Source organism: Thomasclavelia cocleata (genome assembly GCF_900102365.1).
Taxonomy (GTDB): Bacteria; Bacillota_I; Bacilli_A; order Erysipelotrichales; family Coprobacillaceae; genus Thomasclavelia; species Thomasclavelia cocleata.
This window is the reverse complement of record NZ_FOIN01000001.1, coordinates 89,914-112,213: the sequence shown is the minus strand read 5'-3', so window position 1 is coordinate 112,213 and position 22,300 is coordinate 89,914. Positions and strand designations below refer to the sequence as shown.

28 protein-coding genes are annotated in these 22,300 nt (G+C 27.1%); 27 read left to right on the top strand and 1 reads right to left on the bottom strand.

Annotation, left to right across the window (positions count from 1 at the left end; genetic code table 11):
* Positions 1 to 1,004 precede the first annotated feature (1,004 nt).
* A complete protein-coding gene (locus BMW96_RS00665; RefSeq protein WP_092351444.1) occupies positions 1,005 to 1,547 on the bottom strand; it encodes a hypothetical protein in 543 nt (180 codons plus the stop codon).
* A 301-nt stretch (positions 1,548 to 1,848) separates the two neighbouring features.
* Between BMW96_RS00665 and BMW96_RS00660 the strand changes: the two genes are divergently transcribed.
* The 27 genes from BMW96_RS00660 (at position 1,849) to BMW96_RS00535 (ending at position 22,278) form a co-directional block, all read left to right on the top strand.
* Positions 1,849 to 2,067: a hypothetical protein gene (locus tag BMW96_RS00660; RefSeq protein ID WP_143050689.1), complete on the top strand. Its 219-nt coding sequence runs from the start codon at positions 1,849 to 1,851 to the stop codon at positions 2,065 to 2,067.
* A gap of 718 nt (positions 2,068 to 2,785) precedes the next feature.
* Entirely contained in the window at positions 2,786 to 3,241 is a 456-nt protein-coding gene (locus BMW96_RS00655; RefSeq protein WP_092351440.1) for a hypothetical protein, read from the top strand.
* A gap of 24 nt (positions 3,242 to 3,265) precedes the next feature.
* A complete protein-coding gene (locus tag BMW96_RS00650; RefSeq protein WP_092351438.1) occupies positions 3,266 to 3,478 on the top strand; it encodes a hypothetical protein in 213 nt (70 codons plus the stop codon).
* Between the two features lie 49 nt (positions 3,479 to 3,527).
* On the top strand, positions 3,528 to 3,860 hold the full coding sequence (locus BMW96_RS00645) for a DUF3574 domain-containing protein (protein WP_092351436.1): 333 nt from the start codon (positions 3,528 to 3,530) through the stop codon (positions 3,858 to 3,860).
* A 15-nt stretch (positions 3,861 to 3,875) separates the two neighbouring features.
* The gene (locus tag BMW96_RS00640) at positions 3,876 to 4,100 is read left to right on the top strand and encodes a hypothetical protein (protein WP_092351434.1); all 225 of its coding nucleotides are present in this window, start codon (positions 3,876 to 3,878) and stop codon (positions 4,098 to 4,100) included.
* A gap of 117 nt (positions 4,101 to 4,217) precedes the next feature.
* Complete coding sequence (locus BMW96_RS00635) at positions 4,218 to 4,475, top strand: hypothetical protein (protein ID WP_092351432.1); 258 nt, start codon at positions 4,218 to 4,220, stop codon at positions 4,473 to 4,475.
* Between the two features lie 15 nt (positions 4,476 to 4,490).
* Positions 4,491 to 4,958, top strand: coding sequence for a hypothetical protein (locus BMW96_RS00630; RefSeq protein ID WP_092351430.1), 468 nt, complete (start codon positions 4,491 to 4,493; stop codon positions 4,956 to 4,958).
* 91 nt (positions 4,959 to 5,049) lie between these two features.
* A complete protein-coding gene (locus tag BMW96_RS00625) occupies positions 5,050 to 5,238 on the top strand; it encodes a hypothetical protein (protein ID WP_092351428.1) in 189 nt (62 codons plus the stop codon).
* Positions 5,239 to 5,274: 36 nt separating this feature from the next.
* A complete protein-coding gene (locus BMW96_RS00620; protein WP_092351426.1) occupies positions 5,275 to 5,529 on the top strand; it encodes a pentapeptide repeat-containing protein in 255 nt (84 codons plus the stop codon).
* Between the two features lie 131 nt (positions 5,530 to 5,660).
* Positions 5,661 to 5,942, top strand: a complete 282-nt coding sequence (locus BMW96_RS00615; RefSeq protein ID WP_092351424.1) for a hypothetical protein — start codon at positions 5,661 to 5,663, stop codon at positions 5,940 to 5,942.
* Complete coding sequence (locus BMW96_RS00610) at positions 5,935 to 6,141, top strand: hypothetical protein (protein ID WP_092351422.1); 207 nt, start codon at positions 5,935 to 5,937, stop codon at positions 6,139 to 6,141. The genes BMW96_RS00615 and BMW96_RS00610 overlap by 8 nt, the downstream gene beginning before the upstream one ends.
* 22 nt (positions 6,142 to 6,163) lie before the next feature.
* Positions 6,164 to 6,841, top strand: coding sequence for a hypothetical protein (locus tag BMW96_RS00605; RefSeq protein WP_092351420.1), 678 nt, complete (start codon positions 6,164 to 6,166; stop codon positions 6,839 to 6,841).
* A gap of 3 nt (positions 6,842 to 6,844) precedes the next feature.
* Entirely contained in the window at positions 6,845 to 7,186 is a 342-nt protein-coding gene (locus tag BMW96_RS00600; RefSeq protein WP_092351418.1) for a hypothetical protein, read from the top strand.
* A 42-nt stretch (positions 7,187 to 7,228) separates the two neighbouring features.
* Positions 7,229 to 7,669 carry a JAB domain-containing protein gene (locus BMW96_RS00595; RefSeq protein ID WP_092351416.1) on the top strand — a complete coding sequence of 147 codons (441 nt, stop codon included), beginning with the start codon at positions 7,229 to 7,231 and terminating at the stop codon, positions 7,667 to 7,669.
* Between the two features lie 256 nt (positions 7,670 to 7,925).
* A complete protein-coding gene (locus BMW96_RS00590; protein ID WP_092351414.1) occupies positions 7,926 to 8,510 on the top strand; it encodes a hypothetical protein in 585 nt (194 codons plus the stop codon).
* Complete coding sequence (locus tag BMW96_RS13995) at positions 8,494 to 8,652, top strand: hypothetical protein (protein ID WP_157796125.1); 159 nt, start codon at positions 8,494 to 8,496, stop codon at positions 8,650 to 8,652. The genes BMW96_RS00590 and BMW96_RS13995 overlap by 17 nt, the downstream gene beginning before the upstream one ends.
* A 33-nt stretch (positions 8,653 to 8,685) precedes the next feature.
* On the top strand, positions 8,686 to 9,516 hold the full coding sequence (locus BMW96_RS00585; protein ID WP_092351412.1) for a pentapeptide repeat-containing protein: 831 nt from the start codon (positions 8,686 to 8,688) through the stop codon (positions 9,514 to 9,516).
* Between the two features lie 162 nt (positions 9,517 to 9,678).
* Positions 9,679 to 9,927 (top strand): hypothetical protein, encoded by a 249-nt coding sequence (locus BMW96_RS00580; protein WP_092351410.1) that lies wholly within the window; start codon positions 9,679 to 9,681, stop codon positions 9,925 to 9,927.
* A gap of 16 nt (positions 9,928 to 9,943) precedes the next feature.
* Positions 9,944 to 10,873 (top strand): RNA ligase family protein, encoded by a 930-nt coding sequence (locus tag BMW96_RS00575; protein WP_092351408.1) that lies wholly within the window; start codon positions 9,944 to 9,946, stop codon positions 10,871 to 10,873.
* Positions 10,873 to 11,421, top strand: a complete 549-nt coding sequence (locus tag BMW96_RS00570) for a hypothetical protein (RefSeq protein ID WP_092351407.1) — start codon at positions 10,873 to 10,875, stop codon at positions 11,419 to 11,421. The genes BMW96_RS00575 and BMW96_RS00570 overlap by 1 nt, the downstream gene beginning before the upstream one ends.
* A 47-nt stretch (positions 11,422 to 11,468) precedes the next feature.
* On the top strand, positions 11,469 to 12,653 hold the full coding sequence (locus BMW96_RS00565) for a hypothetical protein (protein WP_092351405.1): 1,185 nt from the start codon (positions 11,469 to 11,471) through the stop codon (positions 12,651 to 12,653).
* Complete coding sequence (locus tag BMW96_RS00560) at positions 12,653 to 14,845, top strand: AAA family ATPase (protein WP_092351403.1); 2,193 nt, start codon at positions 12,653 to 12,655, stop codon at positions 14,843 to 14,845. Before BMW96_RS00565 ends, BMW96_RS00560 begins: the two co-directional genes overlap by 1 nt.
* 17 nt (positions 14,846 to 14,862) lie before the next feature.
* Entirely contained in the window at positions 14,863 to 15,309 is a 447-nt protein-coding gene (locus BMW96_RS00555) for a hypothetical protein (RefSeq protein WP_092351401.1), read from the top strand.
* 50 nt (positions 15,310 to 15,359) lie between these two features.
* Entirely contained in the window at positions 15,360 to 16,811 is a 1,452-nt protein-coding gene (locus BMW96_RS00550; RefSeq protein WP_180320332.1) for a helicase, read from the top strand.
* A gap of 10 nt (positions 16,812 to 16,821) precedes the next feature.
* On the top strand, positions 16,822 to 17,916 hold the full coding sequence (locus BMW96_RS00545; RefSeq protein WP_211283647.1) for a hypothetical protein: 1,095 nt from the start codon (positions 16,822 to 16,824) through the stop codon (positions 17,914 to 17,916).
* A complete protein-coding gene (locus BMW96_RS00540; protein ID WP_257606860.1) occupies positions 17,913 to 19,103 on the top strand; it encodes a PD-(D/E)XK nuclease family protein in 1,191 nt (396 codons plus the stop codon). The genes BMW96_RS00545 and BMW96_RS00540 overlap by 4 nt, the downstream gene beginning before the upstream one ends.
* Complete coding sequence (locus tag BMW96_RS00535; protein ID WP_092351395.1) at positions 19,096 to 22,278, top strand: PHP domain-containing protein; 3,183 nt, start codon at positions 19,096 to 19,098, stop codon at positions 22,276 to 22,278. Before BMW96_RS00540 ends, BMW96_RS00535 begins: the two co-directional genes overlap by 8 nt.
* The last annotated feature ends 22 nt before the right edge of the window (positions 22,279 to 22,300 follow it).

Here is a 22,300-nt window from a genome sequence, read left to right as displayed (position 1 = left end):
TGAAAAGGTGATTTAATGATTAATTGTAAAATACAATAAATTGCTAATTAGATGGTTGGATAGTTATGGTTAGAATATACGAAGATTATGGTAATAAAGTAGGGGTATTTAAGGTAGTTATACCGATAAGTTACCGATAGGTTTGTGGACAAATATGATGCAAAATTGTATTTTTTTGAAAAAGTTAAAATAGGGTGATTTTTATGGTTGTTGGATAGTAAATTTTAATCGGTCGGTGAAATTTGGGGTGATCGTGTGGTAGAAAAATGGGGTAGATAGGCGATTTTAAGCAGTTTTAAATAGCTTGAAAAGTTCGATATACCCCGGGTTATCTAAAATAAAATACCATACTACTTATAGTAGTACAGTATTATTTATTGTATTGTACTGATTTTAATACAATTTATTGAGTTGGTGAGTTGGTCTGGTTGATGATAGGGTTGTTAATTGGTATCAGCTTAGAAACGGTATCGAAAACTACTTTTAGTAGTAATTATATCTATATACCGACTATATTAGTTGACACTATCAACTGTACTACTGTACTATTACATTAATACAGTTATGTCAATTACACTACATATCCAATCCAACCAACCATATCAATCAACCATATCAAGTCAATTAACCAGATTCATCTAACTAACCCACTAACTCTATCTACTATAACTGTAATATTACTATAGCATAGTACTAATATACTATATTGGAGCACTACATTAATATATTACATTAATATGTTATATTGGTACATTGCTATAATATTTTCTGTATATGTAGCTTACATCACTCTATGTTTTTATGTGTATCCTATATCCACATTACTACATTAGCATATCTACTATTACAATTATCATATCTCTACTCACATACTCTATAAATCAAATATTTCCATTCTAAGCCACATTACCTATATACCTTAGCTTACCTACTATAATATCATTTTAGCCTTTATACGTTAAATAAATAGCTTATAGCATGTAAAAGGACTATACTAGCATAGGCTACAACTTCTTATCTTTAATAAAGACTTTCTTCTTAATTAGTTCGTTGGTTTTTCCAAACGATACACCTTTAACCAATAGCGCTCTAGCATTATCTAATATCTTACCATCACTATCAAACAACTTGCTATTTATAATGTAACCGTTATTTTCCAACCAATTATCTACAACGTTTATACCACTGTAGCCATATTTGATTGTATCATTTAGCAATGCCAATATATCATCGTCAACAATATCTGTGTTGATTTCCATATTGTTATTCGTATTTATACTAATTGTATCAGGTAATTTATTTTTGATACTAAAGTTGTCTTTAGGTCTAAATTCTAACACTAAATCATATCCAACTACGTCTAATATCTTTTTAATATCATTAAAGTTAATATTTTTTTTATTTAAAGTATTTGTTAATTGACTATTGCTAATGTTTAGGTTGTTAGCTATACTAGACATTTTAATATCATTATACAAAGCTATTTCTTTAATAGTTTTTTTTAATTGGTTATTGTTGTTATATTTAAAAATAATTTCTTTAGACATAATATAATACCTCCTATAATTAATAATATACTTGTATTATTTAATTGTCAAACCATATTTGATCGTTTTAATAAATTGATTTAATTTAATATATAATAATTCATTAAAATAATTAAATAATTTATAAAAAAGTATTGACTTTTTAGCGTTTGTCATGTATAATATAGTTGTAAGGTAAAGGAAAGGTTAAGTCAAAAGATCAAAAACTTGACTTAGCTAAATGTCAATATCTTACAAATAAAAGCCTTATGAACCATAGCGTTGAATTGTGCTATAATAAATATAGCGAGGTGATATTATGGTGAGTGAAGCTAAAAGAAAAGCCAATGCTAAAAGTGATAAAAAAAATTCTAAAGTTATCACTATCAAATTTTCTAAAAATAAAGATAAAGAAATACTTGATTATCTTGATAATTTAGACAATAAAGCAGGCTATATTAAAAAATTGATTGAGGATGATTTGAAATCTAAGGAAGTTATAAAAAAAAGAAATCCTCAAAAAAATACAAGGAATACTTGACAAATACAAGTAATTCGTGTATAATTAAGTTGTAAGGTAGGAGAGATAAGATTGATCGAATCAATCCTAAACTTACAAATATCACAAGAAATAAAAAAAAAGGGTTAATCGTTGAAAGTCCGCAAAAACTGAAACGATTAACCAACCAGACCCCTAAAGGTCAATTACGATTATATATTATTAATCAATAATTGTCAATGAACTTTGGGAGATTGGGTAATTATTTCTTATTAGTTCATTGACAATTAGATACTTGATATCAAATCTCTACCAATATATTTAGAGAGTTAGAAAGTCGTTAGATTCCTAATACCCTAAACAGTAGTTGCAATGTTGTGATAACATAGCAATAATGATTGGCTTGAGATGGTGAAAATCCTTGATAGTATCGGGTGATTAGATACGCTTGTATTTATTATTTACAAGTACCTACTTAACTAATCAAATTTAAATCATTGCAACCAAGGTTAATTCAATCTTGGTTTTTAACATAAAAATTAAAAATAAACATTTTATTTTTAATACCATAATGCCAATCAAAAAAGCTCTTCTTTGGTTGATGTTTAAAATTTGTTGATAATTAAGAGAAACAAAGATACAATATAATTATCAATAAATGTTTAAACTATACATCAAAAAGTTGTATTTTTCATACATTAAAAGCTAACTGATTGGCGTTATTAATTAAAAATAAAATTAATTTAAGGAGGAAGAATTAATGAAAAATATCTTCAAATTAAAAGGAGAAGAGTTAAAAGAATATCAAAAAAATATAAATTTGATTTCTAAATACTTCAACTATATTGGGTACAAGTGGTTTTTTGATATCGTAACAAAAGAAACTATAAATCTCAATGATATAGAAGGCGTATTGACATTAGATCGCCCTCGTGCATTTGCATTTGGTGAAGAAGATATGTCATATGATGAATGGAGTGCTTATATAGATATATACGAATTTATCACGAACACTTTTTACAATGAATTACCAAAATATTATGAAGTTAGGAATATTGATACATATGATAAACAATTTCCAAACAACCCATATTATTTTGGGTACAAGATTTGTGATGGTGAGCGTAATCTATGTTTTTATGATGGATACACGGGGGTGGCTGGGTGTCATTGGGAGGCGTTGGCCTTTCATTATTGGTTTGAAGAATTAAATTAAATAATTAAAAATGGAGGAAAAACAATGAAAACTTATATAAGTGACGAAGCAGTCGATAAGTTTGAAAAAGATGAACTTATTGACATGTTTAAAAATTGTGATTGTGAATATAATGTAGAACATACAATAAAAAAGTATTACCCAGGAAGTTTATTTTATGAAATGTCAGATATGAGAGACGCTTACATATTTGTCAATGAAGATGATATAGCATTTAGTTTATTAGAAGAACTTTAAAAAGTTCTTTTTTTTCTTGCAAAAAATTATAAAAAAGGAGAAAAAGAAAATGAAAGAATATACGTTATATGTTGGATTAAATGACAAAGACACAAAAAATCAAAAAATTTCTACCATAGAGGCTTATAAGATGGTAGAAAACACATTACTAAACAATGATGTTGAAGGAGCTACTATCTACGAGGGTAGAGGCATCTATAAACATGAAAACGGAATTAAGATTAGAGAAACAACCTTGATTATAAAAACAATCATGTTTGACGAAAAAGCAGAAAATAAATATATTGATAACTTAAAAAGGGTTGTTAGTATATTAAAAACTACTTTAAATCAAGAAAGTGTAGCGGTACAAGTTAAAGACATTAATTCAAATTTATGGTAAGATTAAAAATAAGAGGTGATAAAAATTAAAGCAATATGGAAAAATGGCTATAATGCTACATTGCAATTTATTGACAATGATAAAATTGTTAATGAAATAGAACTTGATCTTATCATTGTTGATAAAAACAATAATGTTATGCTAAAGCAAGTTGAAAAATGGTATGACAACAACAATTTAAGTAAGGAAAACTTAGAATTATTTTTAATTCTTAACGAGTACGCTAAAAAGAATATTTAAAAGAAGTTTTTTAGTAGAACTTCTTTTTTAATAATTAATTCTACTTTGCTAGTTGACATCAACTCAAGTTTAATGTTAACATAGAGTAAACTAGCAAAGTAAATTGTGAGGGTAAGAATGAAAAAAATAACAATAATTTTAATAATTATAACTATATTAGGTTGTAATTTTAATATTAATTCTAATAAAACTAACAATGTTACATTAGACAATGTGTCTAAACTTGTAACAGAAAATGTAATTGTAAAAAAAGATTTAAAAATTATTTACAGAGGTAAAGCAGAAGATTTAAAACCAGCTTTACTAAATAAAAAAGTTGTAGAAATTGCTATTTGTGATGATGTAAAAAACACAATTTGCATTTTTGTTAAATAGGAGGAAAAAAAGAAAATGAAAAAGCAAATAATCAACAAACAAGTAATTAATAAATTTAAGAAAAAATATTATTTATTGGGTAAAGATTTAGATGATAACAAGGTGTGGTTAGAAGAAGCCTCATTTGATTGTGGTTGGTACTGGGGTTTAGGTTATGTTGAAAAATTTAATAAAAATTATTCTGACATAAAAGAACACACTCATTTTGATCGTTTATTTTTAAAAGAAAATATACATGATTCGTTTATTGAATATTTTTCTAAAATCACTTTAACTAACAATGAGATTTGGCAACTGTTAGAGTTAATGAAATCTTTGTACATATTTAGAGAATATAGCGATATGCTGCATCTTGGTGGAGCGCATATTTCTGAAAATCCTTGTCAAGATATTTTAAAAAATGATGAGGAATACAAAAGAATAAATAAAATTATAATTCCCAAAATAAACAACAAAGTTTACGAACTTTTGGGAGAGAAATAGGAAGTTTAATATAGATATGTACTTATGAGGACATGAAAAAAAGAGTTGCTCGTTTAGTTGACGATTTACTTTATTAAAGGGAGGTTTTAACATGAACAAAAGATTAAAATTTCTGTTAGAAAAAGAAATTTTAACAGAAAGTGAAATTGAAGAAGTAGAAGAACATGAGGAAGTATTAGAGTTTAACATCCTTGGAAGTTCTGGAAAAAATATAGGTTTTACATGGTTTGACGTTAAAACAAGTGATAGTCAAACATTTGATGTTTATTGTAAGTATTAAAATTGGTAACAAAAAAAACACAAGGAGAAAAAGAAAATGAAAAAGCAAATAACACAAAAAGAATTAAATAAAATCTTAAAGCTTTATGAAAAATGGTTAAATGATGAAGAGGGTGGAGTTAGAGCAGATTTAAATTGTTATGATTTAACCAACAAAGATTTAAGTGGTACAAATTTAACTAACACAAAATTAAGATATGCAATTTTAAATTGTGCAAAATTATTTAATACAGATTTAAGATATACAGATTTAAGCTGTGCAAAAGGCTTACGTATTTTGCCAGCAAATTAGGCGCTACAAAATACACTAAACCTATGGATTTTTTTTGATAGATACTAGGATATAAAAAACGTTTGTGAGCTTTAATTTAAAAGTATAAAAAAAAGGGGGAACTAGGTGATTTTACATCTGGTTAATTGTGAATGAAAAGAAATAAAAACAAAGCAGTAAATCTATATCTAATTAAAGAATTTATGTGTAATACAGAATTTTATTATTATAACACATATACACAAAAAATAGATTTGTATGCTTTTGAGTATCACACCATTAGCAACAATGAATTAGAAAGTGAATTAGAATTTTTAGTAAACGAACGTACACAAGAAATGTACTTAGTTGAACATTATTTATTAAATAATAGCGAAAATCGGGCACTAGCGTGTTGTGTGCTTGTTGAAAAAGAGGGGGTTTTTAATGAGTAATTTAACATATTTACAAATGTTTGTAATTGTTTTATTAATTCCAACTTTAACAATAACATTAGTTTGTTGCTTAGTTGATTGGAAAATAGAAAAAACAATTGTTAAATACCAGATATTATTTAAAATATTTAATTTAATTATATTTATCATTGTTGGAAAAATTTATATAAAAAGCGTTTTTAGTTTTATATTTAAATAATAAAAAAAAGGAAGGTTATAAAATGGAAGAAACAACAATATTATTAAAATTAAAAAAAATAAAAGCAACATTAGAAGAAAGTTGCTTAGATACAAATGATGTAAATTGGTTGATAGCTAAACAAGAAGAAAAGATTATGCTTAGTAAAGTGTCTAACCCATCAGAAAAAAAAGCATTAAAAAAACGATTGTCGTTTTTGAACAAATTAAGAAAAGGAGATCGTCCTATTCTTGGATATGCTGACATCCAAAACATTAACAATCATGATTATGTATGTTTTTCAGATCGTATTAAATTGTTTTGCTTATACAAAAATGACAATAGTTTACCATTTTTAAAAAATGCAGAAGATGAAAATATTAAAAAATTAAATTATCCTGAGATATCAAGGATAATTAGCAATGACAGAAAAAATATTGCAGAACTAGTATACAAAGATGTTACCACAGCTGTTAAGCTAAATAAAAGTAAAGAATATGAAAAAATAATTCGTTGTACCTTTGATGGTTCAAATTTTTATAACTTAAATTTTATCAAAGAGATATTTGAAATTTTAGGGGCGAATGAATTAAAAATTGAATATGATACATATAAAATTTTATATTTGACAGATACTTTAACTGGCAATTTTGCACTATTGATGCCATTGACTAACCCAACTAATCAGAATGATGCTGTTTTTTTAAAGAAAGAAAGATAAAAAATGAAAATTATAGAAAAAACTACCATGAAAGATGGTACAAAAATTTTATTAACAGATTGGAGCGAGCATAATACCAAAAACTTTCCTAATTTTTATGGGTTACAAATTCATGCATACCCTATTGCCAAAAGAACAAGTAAATATAAAATTATTAAACGAAATAATAAATTTTTGCTAGCAATATCAATGAATCCTTATTGTAATTATACTAATGAAGATGTTTTAGCAGATTTTAAAGCGTTAAAAATGGGGGTTAAAACCTTAGAAGATTTATCAAACCATTTTTGGAATGGTAAAGAAGACATGTACTATTTGGGTATGGATGTTGATTACCAAGAATAATAAATAAATTTTATATTTTAGAAAGAAAGTAGAGGTAAGAAAATGTGTTATAAAGGAAGACTTTATTTAGTTAAAGAAAAAGAATTTAAGTACAATGAAAAAATCAAGAACCCAAGTGATATTAGAAATTTTTTAGTAACAAATACTTCTTTGGCATGTGAACCTGAAGAAGTTTTAATTTTAATTAATCTCAATATAGATAATACAATTATAAATTATTTTGAAGTTTCTAGAGGGGCAATTGATCAAACAATTGCCTGTCCAAGAGAAATTGTAAAACGCATTATTTTATCTAATGCAAGCAAATTTGTTTTAGCTCACAATCATCCTAGTGGCAATTTATTATTATCAAAAGATGATATTAAAATATATAAAACAATGAAGCAGGTTGCTGATTTAATGGAAATCGAATTGTTAGATAGTATCGTAATAAATCAAAATAAAAAATTTAGTTCTACAAGAGAAAAAATAGAGATAATTTAGAGAAAGGAAATACAAAAAATGAAAGCATACATCGTTGTAGAAACATATGAAGATAGTAATTGCATACGTGAATCAAGTATTTTAGGAGTATATGCACATAAACATTGTGCAATCAAATTTATATATGATTGAAAAAAAATCAGTTTAGGCAAATTAGTAACGCTGAAATTAACGACAATGATTGGTTTAAAACTGAATATTGCAATGGTTTTATAGAATGGAAAATTGAGGAATGTGAAATAAAAGGTATAGAATAATGAAAAATACAAACAACGAATTAAACTATTATAGGAAATTAGAATTAAAAAACGAGGTAAACAAATTTATATTTGATTCAATCAATTGCAGTGAGACAAGTAATTTGCATATAAATGATGTTGGTAAATGGATTTTGTACAAACACACTTGTATTAATGGTAATAGTTATACACATTATTATAAAGAAATTAGTGATATAGAAAGTGATTATGTGAATGAATTATTGAACTTGGTAGACAATGATGTAAATTATATGATGAAAAAAGTAATAATTATAAGTTTTGAAAAGACTGATCTTGATAATGAAAACAAAGTTTACCTAATTCATTATCAAAATGATAGTGGAAATTTTGGATATTATATTGAGGATACTTTGCCTAATCATAACATAGAAAAATTAAATCATTATTACAACAAACTTGATTATATTGCAAATTATAAGATGAACATGAACAAAGTTAATATCAAACAACTGAGTATTTATTTGCAAATGTTAATAAAATGTTTGGAGCTAAGTAGCAATTACATATATTATGTTGAGCGAGACGATAAAGAATATTTAGAACTTGTTAAAAAAAAATAATAACTTTGAAGATGATTTGCATAAAGAAATTGAAAAATATAATTTAGAAATTGAAAGTGAAAGTTTAGAAGAATTTGATGAATTTAGCGACGCATTAATTACAGTTTATGCTAAAGTTTTAGAACAAATATTGTTTGATTAAAAGAGAGATTTTAACGAAAAGGAAGGATAAATTATGTTAGATAACAGTGAATTAAGAAAAATTACAAGAGAAGATTTAGATAAAATATTAGAACTTCATAAAAAGTGGTTAAAAGGGGAAAAAGAAAGTGTAAAAGCTGATTTGAGTTATACTGATTTAATTGACGCAAATTTAATTAATGCAAATTTAAGTAATGCAGATTTAAGAGGTGCAAATTTAACTGATGCAAAATTAAGTGGTGCAAATTTAAGATATGCAAATTTAAGATATGCAAATTTAAGATATGCAAATTTAACTGATGCAAATTTAAGTGGTGCAAATTTAACTGATGCAAATTTAAGTGGTGCAAAATTAAGTGGTGCAAATTTAAGATATGCAAATTTAAGATATGCAAATTTAAGATATGCAAATTTAACTGATGCAAATTTAAGTGGTGCAAATTTAACTGATGCAAATTTAAGTGGTGCAAAATTAAGTGGTGCAAATTTAAGATATGCAAATTTAAGTAATGCAAAAGGCTTACCATCAGCAATCGAAATTATGAATAAATATTTCGAAAAAACTGATGAGGGATATATTGCCTATAAAACATTTGGTCTATGCTATAAACCAAATCCTAATTGGAAAATTGAAATAGGAGAAGTAATAGAAGAAAATGTCAATTTCAATAGAACAAGTGGCTGTGGGTGCGGTATAAATGTAGCAACTTTAGATTGGGTTAAAGGAGACATAACAACTTCAGGTCGAACAATATATAAAGTTCTTATTAGAAACGAATGGCTAATGGGTGTGTGCGTACCTTATCAAACAGATGGTAAAATCAGATGTGAGAAAGTTGAAATTATTGGTGTCGTAGAAGAATAAGTGCAAGTACTGGTATATGTTAAAGATATCAGAATGGTTTTATTGTATCTTGATGTTTAGGAAATAAACAAATATACAGTTTGTAAATTGTATAAATGGGAAAAATATGTAAAAAAAAGAAAATTGATGAATAGAAATAAATAGAAAGAATGAGGTAGAAAAATGGAAAATATTAATATGAATGAGAATGAGTTAAATGATGTTAACAAGAGAAACAAAAAAAGAAAAAAATATCAATATATGAAATGTGTGAAAACAAATAGACCAAGTTTGACAGTAGGTAAGATTTATAAAATTTTAAGGCTTAAGAACAGTACTCACGATATTAGAATAGAAGATGATAACCATCAGCCTATTTGGATTACGCCTGGAGCATCTAAAAAAGAACAATTTAGTTTGGTATTAAGATAAGGAGAAGGAATAGTAAATGGAGTTTAAAAAGTATCAACATATTGCAAGACTCGGAACTTCTGAAACCGAGGGTATTTTAAATGGAAAGGTATTTATCCAACCTAAAATTGATGGAACTAATGCTTCAATTTGGTTAAATGACGATGGAACACTAGGTTGTGGAAGTAGACGAAGAGAGCTGACATTATTTCAAGATAATCAAGGGTTTTATAATCATTATAATAAAAATGAAAATATAACAAATTATTTAAGAGAACATCCTAACCACAGGTTGTTTGGAGAGTTTTTAAAACCCCATTCGCTAAAAACTTACAATGATGATGCATGGGATAAATTTTATGTATTTGACGTTTGCGAAGATTTAGGCGAAGATATAAGATATTTAAGTTTTGAAGAATATAGTCCACTACTAGATAAATATAAGATTGATTATATTCCAGTTATTAATATATTAGAGAATCCTACAATTGATCAAATTGTTAAAGAATTAAACTCTAATACCTACCTTATTAAAGAAGGTATGGGGTATGGTGAAGGAATTGTAATTAAAAATTATCAATATGTTAACAAGTATGGTAGAAAAACATGGGCAAAAGCAATTCATAGTGAGTATCTCAATAACTCTGGTAAAAAATCCAAAGCTCAACTAAACGAAGATACAACTTCTATTGAAACAAAAATATCTAAAAAATATGTAACAGAGGCATTAGTTGAAAAAGAATATCAAAAAATTATAAATGGTGATAATTTTGATCCTATAAATGATAGAAAAAGATTAATTCCATGTTTATTAAGTGTACTATATCACACTATAATTGATGAAGAAATTTGGAATATTGTTCAAGACTATAAAAAACCAACTATAAATTTTAAAGTTTTGCAAGCTGAGATTACAAATCAAATTAAATTAATTAAGCCTAGTCTATTCGTGAAAGTAGCAGATTGATGGAAGAAAGAAAAGAACGTTTCTTTAAAGTTGTTAGAGATTCGCCCTTACACAAAAAATATTTTACTTGGAAAGAACATAAAAAGAAAATGGTCGAATTGGCTAATGAATTTCTTAAAGAAAATAACATAGATACAAGCGCATTTATACCTTTGTTTGACTCATTTTATTTGAGAAAAGGACAGTTAAATTTTAGCGTCAAAAAACAACTAGATAAAAATAAAACAATTGTTGATGGCACTTGGTTTTATAAATTGAAACAAAAATCTAAATTGATGGAAGAGTGGCATAAGCTACTATTAGAAAATAGTATAAAAAAGAATGTTGTAAAACCATCATTAGAGCCATATTTGAAAAATGTCGGTAAATATGAATATAGGTATTTTGATCAGGAAGGTGTGATTTATTATACACAAACAAATTGTGGCGAATGGCATGACCATGATTGTTTAGAAGAAATTTCAGAAAATAAATACATGGCAATTATGGCTGAGTATGACAAAAAAGTTTCAAACGTGAAAGATGACGAAGAAAAAGTAGTCCGATAGTAACGTTGAAAATAAATTTAAAATAAAAAAAGAAAATGGAGGATTTAATGGCAGAAAAACAAAATGGATTAAAAAGAGGTGCATCAAGCTTTAGTTTGGTGGGGAAAGTTGCTAAATTTAATAAATTTACTTTCCAAATAGATGAAAAGTCAAAAAAGAGTGATTGGATTTATAACAGCCTAAATCTTGGAATCAACTGCGGAGAAGAATGTGGTGTGATATACGGGAAAGCAATGGGTGGTTATGGAAAAGATCGTAAAAATTTAGTATATGTTCATGGTAAAGATGAAAATGGATATGATGATTTTGATAACAGATTTGATATTGCTTGGGAAGATAGAGACAATAAAGATATTTTAATGACTATTGGTAAAAATTGTTTCTATAAAGCAGGCTTAAAAAAGGATGTTAATGATAATTTAGTTATTGAAGAATTTTTGAGTTCTTATGATTTTATAAATTATATTAAAGAAAACCTTGAAGAAGGTATGATTGTTAATGTCAAAGGAAATTTAAAATATTCATTTAATAATGATGATAATGTAGTGGTAAATAAAGAAATTAAAGCAATCTATCTTTCAAATAAAAAACCAGAAGAATATGATGCCAAATTTACTCAAACAGTATTATTCGATAAGGACTGCCTAGATGTTAAAAAATATGACAAAGATAAAGGATGTTTATTAATAGATGGTTATGTGGCGGATTACCTTAAAGATTATAAAGGCGTTGATGTAAAACAAACTTATCCATTTAAAGTGAACTTTGAATATAAAATAGATAATTCAGATAATGAAAAATATTTAAAATTAATACGATTATTATTCAAAGTTAAAGAGGGCGTTACAGCAATTACTTTTGTAGGAAGATTTATTGAAGGTGGAACCATTGTAACAGCTACATATGACGATTTGGATGATGATATTAAACAAATGGTTGATATGGGAATATATGAACTTGACGAAGCATTGGATAAATGTTCAGTAAGTTCAAATAGAGAACGAAGAATGATGTTAATCAAACCTGACATCAAAATGATTATTAATGAAGATGGAACAAAAACTCCAAAACTTCAAATTGATAGAAAAAAATATGAAGAATCTGATTTAGAATTTATCTTGCCTAAAGCAACAAATAAAAAACAAGATACAGAAATGAAAGTAGTTGATCCAAAATTGGATGATGAAGAAGCGGCAGATTTAGAAAAATTATTGAAAGAATTAGGTGACTAATGGTTAGAAGATTTGGTAAAAAGAATCACGTAAAAGTTGATCCTTTATCATATAATACAATCTTATTAGGAGAACCTAAGATTGGTAAAGAACAACCTATCTCAGAACCAGTGCTTACAAGCGCAGGTTGGAAACCAATGGGAGAGATTCAAATTGGAGACTTGGTTTATGGTAGAGATGGTAAAACATATCCCGTAACTGGAGTTTTCCCACAAGGTGTAAAAGATGTTTATGAAGTAACATTTGAAGATGGTACTTCTACACGATGTGGACTAAAACATTTATGGACAGTGCAAACAGCAAAGCAACGTTCAAATATGGGAAAATATAATGACTATCGTTATAAAGTAGTAACATTGGAGGAAATTTTAAAAGATTATAAAACTCCCGTTAACAACATTAATAAAAAAAGTAAATTTAACTATAAATATAGTGTCCCTATAAACTTACCTATTGAATTTGATAATCAAAATAAATTACCATTATCGCCCTATGCTCTAGGATTAATGCTGGGTAATGGTGGGTTCACTGGTGATGTATATACTTTTACAAACTCAGAGAATGAGCTATTTGAAGAGTTAGCTAATGAGATTTCATCCTTAAATGTTAAACTTCATACAAGATGTTTTGATAATTATAAACAAGCAAGTATTGTATGTGAAACAGATAAATCGAATACTTTCAAAGAAGTAATTAAGAAATTAGGATTAAATAATCGTGGGTCAAAAGAGAAGTTTGTTCCTGAAATTTATATTTATTCATCTATTGAAAATAGGCTTGCTTTATTAAGTGGAATCATTAATACGGGGCATATAGCAAGAGGGAATAATATTTGCATTAGTATTTATTCTAAGCATCTTGCCAATGATATTTCTAGTTTAGCAAGATCGTTGGGTTATATTGTTAAGATTACCGAATATAACCATACAGATGAGAACAGTACAAAAAAGTGTAGCAATGAAATTGAATATTCTATGTCAATTTATGGTGATTATGAAAAATTGCATTTATCCACAAAACATAAAAACAAGTTAAATAAAGAGAGAAGTTTTGAATATTCTAAAATCATTAGAGATATTAAATTGGTTGGAAAAGAAGAATCACAATGTATTATGGTTGATAACCCCGATCATACATATATTACAAAAGACTATATTGTTACTCACAATACAACATTAATTAAAGAGGTTTGTGAAGAATTAGTTGGCGAAGATGGCTATTTATTCTTAGAAATGGGAAAAGAAAGTGGTGCAGATGCCATTGAGGGAATTATTGCTGAAGACGTATCAGATTGGGATACTTTTGAAGATATTAAAGATGACATTATTGAAAATAGAACCACTGATTATAAAGACTTAAAAGTAGTTGTTATAGATACATATGATGGTTTTATTGAATTAGCAGAAGCTGAATCTATTCGTCAAAGTAATAAAGAATATCCAGATGCTAAAGTCAAATCAATCGATGCAGCTTGGAAGGGATATCAAAGAGGACAAAAGAAAGCGTTGGAACTAATGCTTGATGCTTTGTGGGAATTTAAAGAAGTTGGTATTAACTTTATTGTAATTGGTCACGTGAAACCAAAAGAAATCACTGACACTGTTAGTGGTGAAACATATACGACATTGACAAATGATGTTGAAAAAGTTTATTTCAATGGTTTAAAAAAGAAAGTTCATTTCTTAGCATTGGCATACTTTGACAGAACTATCTCATCAGAAAAAACAGGAAAAAAAGATTTCAAAGGAAACGAAGTAATTAAAAAGACTTTAAAATCGCAATCTCGAAAAATTAAATTTAGAGATGATGCATATGTAATCGACTCTGGTTCAAGATTTGCGGAAATTGTACCTGAAATAGAGTTTGATTCTGTTGAATTCATTAAAGCTTTAACAGATGCAATTAAGGCAGAACAGGCTAAATCAAATAAATCATTTGATGAAACAAAAATGGAGCAAGATGAAGAAATTAAGAAAAGAATGAAAGAAATCGAAGTTCAACAAAAAATTATCAAAGAAGAAAAAGAATTAAAAGAAAATATTGAAACCATTCAAGCATTTATTGTAAAAAATAAAACAAACAAAGAAGTTGTTACTCCAATATTATTAATTCTAAAAAAATATGGACTTACTAATTTACAAGAAATTACTGATTTGAACTTATCTAAAGAGATATTAAAGTTGACTAAATAAAATTAAAGGAGGAAGCGATGACTAAACAAGAAAAACAAGATTGGGATGAATTATATCAATATGTAAAACTTAATGTGTTTAATTATGATCAGAATCAGTCGCTTCCTTCTAATATTGTTTTAGGTTTAAAAGGATTGCAAACGGGTAAGGCAATTGAAAATCGAAAGATTAAGGATAATGCTCATTATCCGTTTAAAATCATTTTATTGTCGTTTAAATTAAATAAAAATAAAATTGATTATGCAATTAAAACAAAGAATTTTAAAAATGAACATTCAAAATTTGTATATATTAAAAAGATTGTCGAGAGTGATTTAAACAATTTATATACAAAAATTAAAGAATCTGAAAAAGCCAAAAGCAAAATAGAAGGAATCGATTTAACTAATTTGGAAAATAATTTTAAAGCAAAATATAAACCAAAAACTAAAAAGACAAATAAAAAATTAAAAGGATACTGGTAAGAGGTTGTATTATAGAAAAAAATATATTAAATGGATATGAAAAAGAAAGGTTGAGTACTATTAAAAAGGTTGCTGAAATCAAGTTGCCTTGTGAAGCAAATATAGTTTCAATATTATTTAAAAAACCTGAATTATTATCCAACGTTGAATTAAGCATTAATGATTTTACCAATAATGCTTGGAAGGTATATTTTGCAATAGTGAATGACTTATATAATATTGAAAAAAAGAATGTATTAGATGTTATTACTGTTGGTTTATATTTAGAAAAACATCCAAAATTAAAAACAGTTTATGAAAATTTTGGCGGTTATAATACTATAAAAAATGCTATCGAATATATTTCTGAAGATAATTTTAATGGATATATTAGTGAATTGAAAAAATGGAACATAGTAATAAAACTCTGTAAAATGGGAATTATTGTTGATGACAACAAGTTAAAAGAATTTATAGATTGTACAACTGAAGAAATCTATGAAGAATATGAATGTATGTTTAATGATATATTCATCAATGCTGATACAGATATGAAGTCATACAGTATATCTTACAAAATTAGAGATTTAATTGATGAATTAGATGAAGGGTTGGCAGTTGGTTTACCATATCACAACATGAGGATGTTAACTAATGAAACTGGCGGACAATATATGGGTTCAATTACTTTAATTGGTGGGCTCTCTAATGTTGGAAAATCTGCTTTTTTAAGAAGTTCTACGATACCAAGCATTATTGAAAATAATGAGAAAATAGTCATTATGCTTAATGAGGATGGACTAAAAAAATGGCAACGTGAATTTTTGGTATATGTGGCCAATAATGTTATAAAAAAAGATCTTCAAAAACAAACAGTTAGAGATGGCTCTTTCAAAAATGAGACCAAAGAATTATTACTTGAAGCAGCAAAATGGATAGAAAATAAAGACAAAGATAATGTTATTACTATAATTCCTTTTAAAAAGTATAAAACTAAAAATGTTATTAAAATTATGAATAAATACATAAGTCTTGGTATTAGATATTTTGCACTAGACACTTATAAAATGGATGCAGGAAAGGTTGAGAGTCATGCATGGTTGCAAATGCAACAAAACATGGTTGAAATTAACGATATTGTAAAACCAGAGAGTAAAAATGTACATATACTTATCACATTTCAATTATCAAAAGGAAGTGTAATGCAAAGATATTATACTCAAGACAATATTGGTATGGCAAAAAATATTGTTGATCCTGCAAGTACCTGTTTGATGATAAGAACATTATTTGACGATGAAAGACCAGGCGGTAAACGGGCGTTAAATATCTATACGTATGCTGGTAAAAATGGATTGTCAAAGGTGCCAGTAAGATTGGCTGATAATAAGCATTATCAAATAATATTTATTGTTAAAAACAGAGAGGGTGCAGCCAATACATATCAGATAGTAGTTGAACATGATTTAAGTAGAAATATTTTGAAAGAAGTTGGATTCACAAACGTTCCAATGGATTATTAGAGGGTTAAAGATGACAGGATTAGAACTAAAAGAATACATTTTTAATAATTGTAAGATCGAATATGTTCTAAATGAAATTGGATGTCATCATATTAAATATAATAAAAATAAAGAATATTTTACTTGTGGGAACATTGATGGAGATAATCCTTCTTGTATAGTTGTTAATAATAATAAATATATTAATGTTCGTAACTATACAAGAGAAGAATACTTTAAAAGTAATGATGAGATCAAATCAGATATATTTACACTGATACAGTATAATTTTTCTAGAACTAATCAAAATTTTGATTTTCGAGAAGCAATTAAATATGTACACAAATTGTTTGATATACCATTAACATACAATAAAGATGTTAAAGTAAAAAAACAAGTTAATGATCCATTAGAAGTGTTTAAAAAAATCAAACGAAGCACTGTTTATGTACAAGACATAGATTTGGATGAAATGGAGAATATTGATTATATACCGTATATCCATATTGATTGGTTTCGTGAAGGCATTGTTCCACAAACCATAAAAAAATTCGGGTTAGCATATAGTCACTTATATAAGAGAAATATAATTCCCTTAAGATACTGGCTTGATGGTAAATTGCTAGGATATAATCAGAGAACAGTTATTGATAATTATGAAGAATTGGGAATAAAAAAATATTTTATTACTCCTACTTACCCAAAAAGTCATAACCTATATGGATTATGGGAAAATAAAGAAGATATAACAAAATATGGTTATGTAGTTGTATATGAATCGGAAAAAAGTGTATTAAAAAGACATTCTAGAAAAGATCCAACTGGAGTAGCTTTAAGTGGACACACATTAAGTTCGGAACAGGCAAGGATTTTAATTGGTTTAAATGTAGATATTATCATTAGTTTGGATAAAGATATAAGTATTAATGAAATACGTCATATGTGCGAAAAATTTTATGGTATCAGAAATGTTTATTACACATATGATAAATATAATTTATTAAATCCCAAAGATTCTATTGCAGATAAGAGCAGTAATATATTCGAATTTTTAATGAAGTATAAAATAAAATATGACGAAAAAGAACATAAAAAATACTTAGATAGTTTAAAAAATAAAAATTGAGAAAGACAAAAGAAGAACTTTCAGGAATATGTAAAAAATACTCTGTTGATTTTCTGTGGAGTTGGTCTAGGGTGCATTCCTATATGACATCACATTATGAATATTTTTTAAGATACGTTAAACATATTCCTGAAGATAATAATAATTGTGCGTATGCACCCCTAGGCGGGGTAGCACACGGTGTTTTAGAGGAGTATTATGAGGGGAAAATTCAATATAATGATATGATAGAGCGTTTTCGAGATGGCTGGATGTTAAATATTGATTTGGCTGATTTGAAATTTGACCGTAATAATTCCGAAAAAAACAATAATATAAAAATTAAATATAACGAAGATTTAACACATTTTTTTAAAAATCATAAATCAATAGTTGATAAAAAAATGATTGAGCAATTTATTTTGATAAAGTTAAGACATGATATTGTATTGCAAGGATATATTGATATATTGATTACAACAAAAGATGGTAATTGTATAATTGGGGATTTTAAAACAAGCACTATCTATAAAGGTAAAAAAGCATTGGAAGAATGTGGTCAGCTGGCACTGTATGCAATTGGAATTCATCAGTTGGGTATTCCATTAAATAAAATTAAGATTGGCTGGAATTTTCTAAAGTATCAAAATGTTACTATAGAACAAAAAAATGGCAAGAAAAAAGTTAGAGAAATCGAAAGATGTAAACTTGGCGAATCACTGGTGTCTAATATAATGGTTTGGTTAAAACATTTTAAATACGATAGTGAACAAGTCGATGAATATATAATGAAAGTAATGCAAGATAACTCAATAGACTGTTTGCCTGATGACATAAAAGAAAAATTTATATTTGAAGACTGTTGGGTGTATGTTGAAGTAACACAAGAATTATTACAACAGTGGAAAGATTTATTAATCAATACAATTGATGAAATCAATGAAAAAACTGATATGTATAAACTTAGTCATGATTCTAAATTGTTTTGGGATGATAAGGATAGTGTAAAAACTCAAAGCTATTATTACTCAACGTTGTGTGGTTATAGTGCTAATTTATTGTTGCCTTATAAAGAATATTTAAAACAATTAGAAAATGAAAAGGGAGGTATTGATTTGCTATCTATTAGTAATGGTGATAACAATACTTCTAATGAAATTGACATTGATTTTGATAATATGCTTGAGGAGTTATTATCAGATGTCTAAAAATTATGTTCTTTATCATGTTCATTCAGATTTATCGAATGGTGTAACAAATATTGATAGTATTAACAAATACTATCAATATATTGATTATGCTAAATCGCTTGGTATGAAGTCGTTTGGCTTTGCAGAACATGGATGCATATATGAATGGAAACATAAAAAAGATGAAATTGAAAAAGCTGGAATGAAGTATATTCATGCTGAAGAATTTTATGTTACCGAAGAATTATCTGAGAAGATTCGAGATAATTATCATTGTGTTTTAATAGCAAAAAATGGCAATGGGGTTGAAGAGCTAAATAAACTATCTTCAATTGCGTTTGAAGAAGATCATAAATATTATCACCCTAGAATTAGCTTAAAAGAATTGGAAGAAACCAGCGACAATATTATCATTACTACAGCTTGCGTAGGTGGCATTCTTGCAAAGGGAGATAAAGCGATTCAAAAAAGATTTTTAAATTTATTAATAAAAAACAAGCATAGATGTTTTTTAGAGGTGCAACATCATAATGATGCTTTTCAAAAAAAATATAATCAATATTTAAAGAATATAAGTGATACAACTGGAATACCGTTAATCGCTGGAACTGACACTCACGCTTTAACAAAAGAGGATTTAGAGGGGCGAAGAGTTTTGCAGATTGGTAAAAGGGTGAACTTTGGAAATGATGAAAATAATTGGGATATGTCTTTCAAAACATATGATGAGTTAGTTGAGGCATATAAAATTCAAAATGCATTACCAGAAGAAGTGTATCTTCAAGCAATTGAGAATACAAACATAATGAGTGATATGGTTGAAGAATTCAGATTAGATTATTCAAAAAAATATCCGAAATTGTATGACGATTCTGAAGGTGTATTACTGAAAAAAATTGTTGAAGGTGTAAAAAATAGGGGGATTAACAAATTTCCAAATTACAAAGACTATATTCAAAGGATTAATTATGAGTTGCAAACTTATAAGCATAATGAGGCAATTGATTTTTTGTTGCTTGAAGAAGATTACAAGTCATATCTAAAAAAACAAGGAGTGAATTTTGGATACTCACGAGGGTCGGTTTCTGGAAGTGTAATTGCATATCTGTTGGGAATTACTGAAATAGATAGTATTAAATATAATTTGAATTTTGAAAGATTTATGAATACCGAAAGAATTACCTTAGCAGATATTGACACAGATTGGTTTAATGAAGACAGAGGTATGGTAAGAGATTATCTGTTTAAAAGAGATGGTCTTTATTGTTGCGATATTATTACATTTAACACTATCAAAATGAAAGGTGCAATTAAGGATATCGGTCGTGCTTTGGGAATGTCGCTAAATGAAACTCAAGAAATTAGCAATGCAGTATTCTTAAATGATAACAAAAAGTTTGAAATTGATGAATTATACCGAAAACGATATCCAAAATTATTTAAATATGTTGATTTGGTATCAGGCACTATAGTTTCTGTAGGTTCTCATCCTGCTGGACTAGTAGTTTCGCCTTACCCGATTGAAGGAAAATTTGGAACGTTTAGAAGTAAAACAAACAAAAACCCAATTTCACAAATCAACATGAAAGAAATTGATTCTTTAAATTATGTAAAACTGGATGTACTTGGATTAGACTGTGTTGGACTAATTTATAAAACCTGCAAGCTTGCAAAAATAGACTTTTTATTACCTGAAAATATGGATTTTACTGATATGAATGTTTGGGAAGATTTAGCTAAAGATACCACATTGATTTTTCAATTTGAATCAGATTTTGCAGGTAATTATTTAAAAGATATATTAAAGCCAGAAGTAATTGAAAAAATAAGAGAAAAAAATCCAGATTTTTCATATATAGACTTAATGTCTATGGCAAATGGGGCAATAAGGCCTGCGGGCGCATCTTATCGTGATAGTTTAGCTAAAGGATTATATAGAGATAATGGACATTATGCATTAAATGAATTCCTGGCGCCAACATTAGGGTATCTCGTATATCAAGAACAAGTTATAGAATTCTTGCATATATTTTGTGGATATTCGATGGGTCAAGCAGATGTAATAAGACGTGGTTTTGCTAAAAAAACTGGTACTGAAAAATATATTCCTGATATAAAAAAGGGCTTTTTTAAAACTATGAAAGAAAATTATGGGGTGAAAGAGAATGAATCAGAAGAATTAATTGTCAATTTTTTAAAAGTAATAGAAGATGCAAGTTCGTATTTATTTAGTAAGAATCATTCTGATCCATATTCATTCTTAGGATTTGCTTGTGGATATTTGCGACATTATTATCCATTAGAGACGTTTACTGCTGCACTAAATATTTACAAAAGCGATGCTGATAAAATGAAAAATATTAAAAATTATATAAACCAAAAAGGTTGTTATGTTAATGGAATAAGATTTGGATATTCTAAGGCTGAATTTTATATGGATAAGAAAACAAATTCAATCTATCAAGGCATTGAGAGTATAAAATATTGTAATGGTCAGATCGCAGAAGAGTTGTTTGAATTAGCAAAAAATAACTATAGTTCTTTTATAGAATTATTAGATGATATGAGTAAAACATCATTAGATGAAAGACAAACAAGGATTTTGATTGGTCTTAATTATTTTTCGGATTTTGGCAATAACGTTTATTTGGAAGAAGTTTATAATAAATACATTCAATTAAGAAACGCTAAAATTATTTCAAAATCTAAATTAGAAAAAATAGGAATATCGGAATATTATTTAGAGAAGTATTCAAAAAAAATTACTCCAAAACAATATAGAGATATTGATAATTTGAGCCTTTTGAAAGAACTATCAATAACTTTAGAGAAAGTTTGCCCAAAACCAATGCCAGTAGTAAAGCAGATAAAATTTGAAATTGAAAATTTAGGATATACTGATTATTCAAACTCTGAAATAAACAATATGTATTATATAGTTATAGATTTTGTTATAGGAAATAATCCAACAACCCCAAGATTAATTATAAGAAACTTAAACAATGGACAAGAGATAAAAACAAGAATTAAAAGAGGAAAAAAATTCAGAGACAACCCATTTGACCAGTTTTCGGTTTTAAGCATAAAGGAGTTAGATAAAGAATTTAAAAAGCGACCTGATGCTGAAGGGAAATGGATAGCAACTGATGAAGTAGAAGAAATATTAAATGATTATGAGGTGATAAAACTATAGAAGAAAAAGAAACGGTATTTAC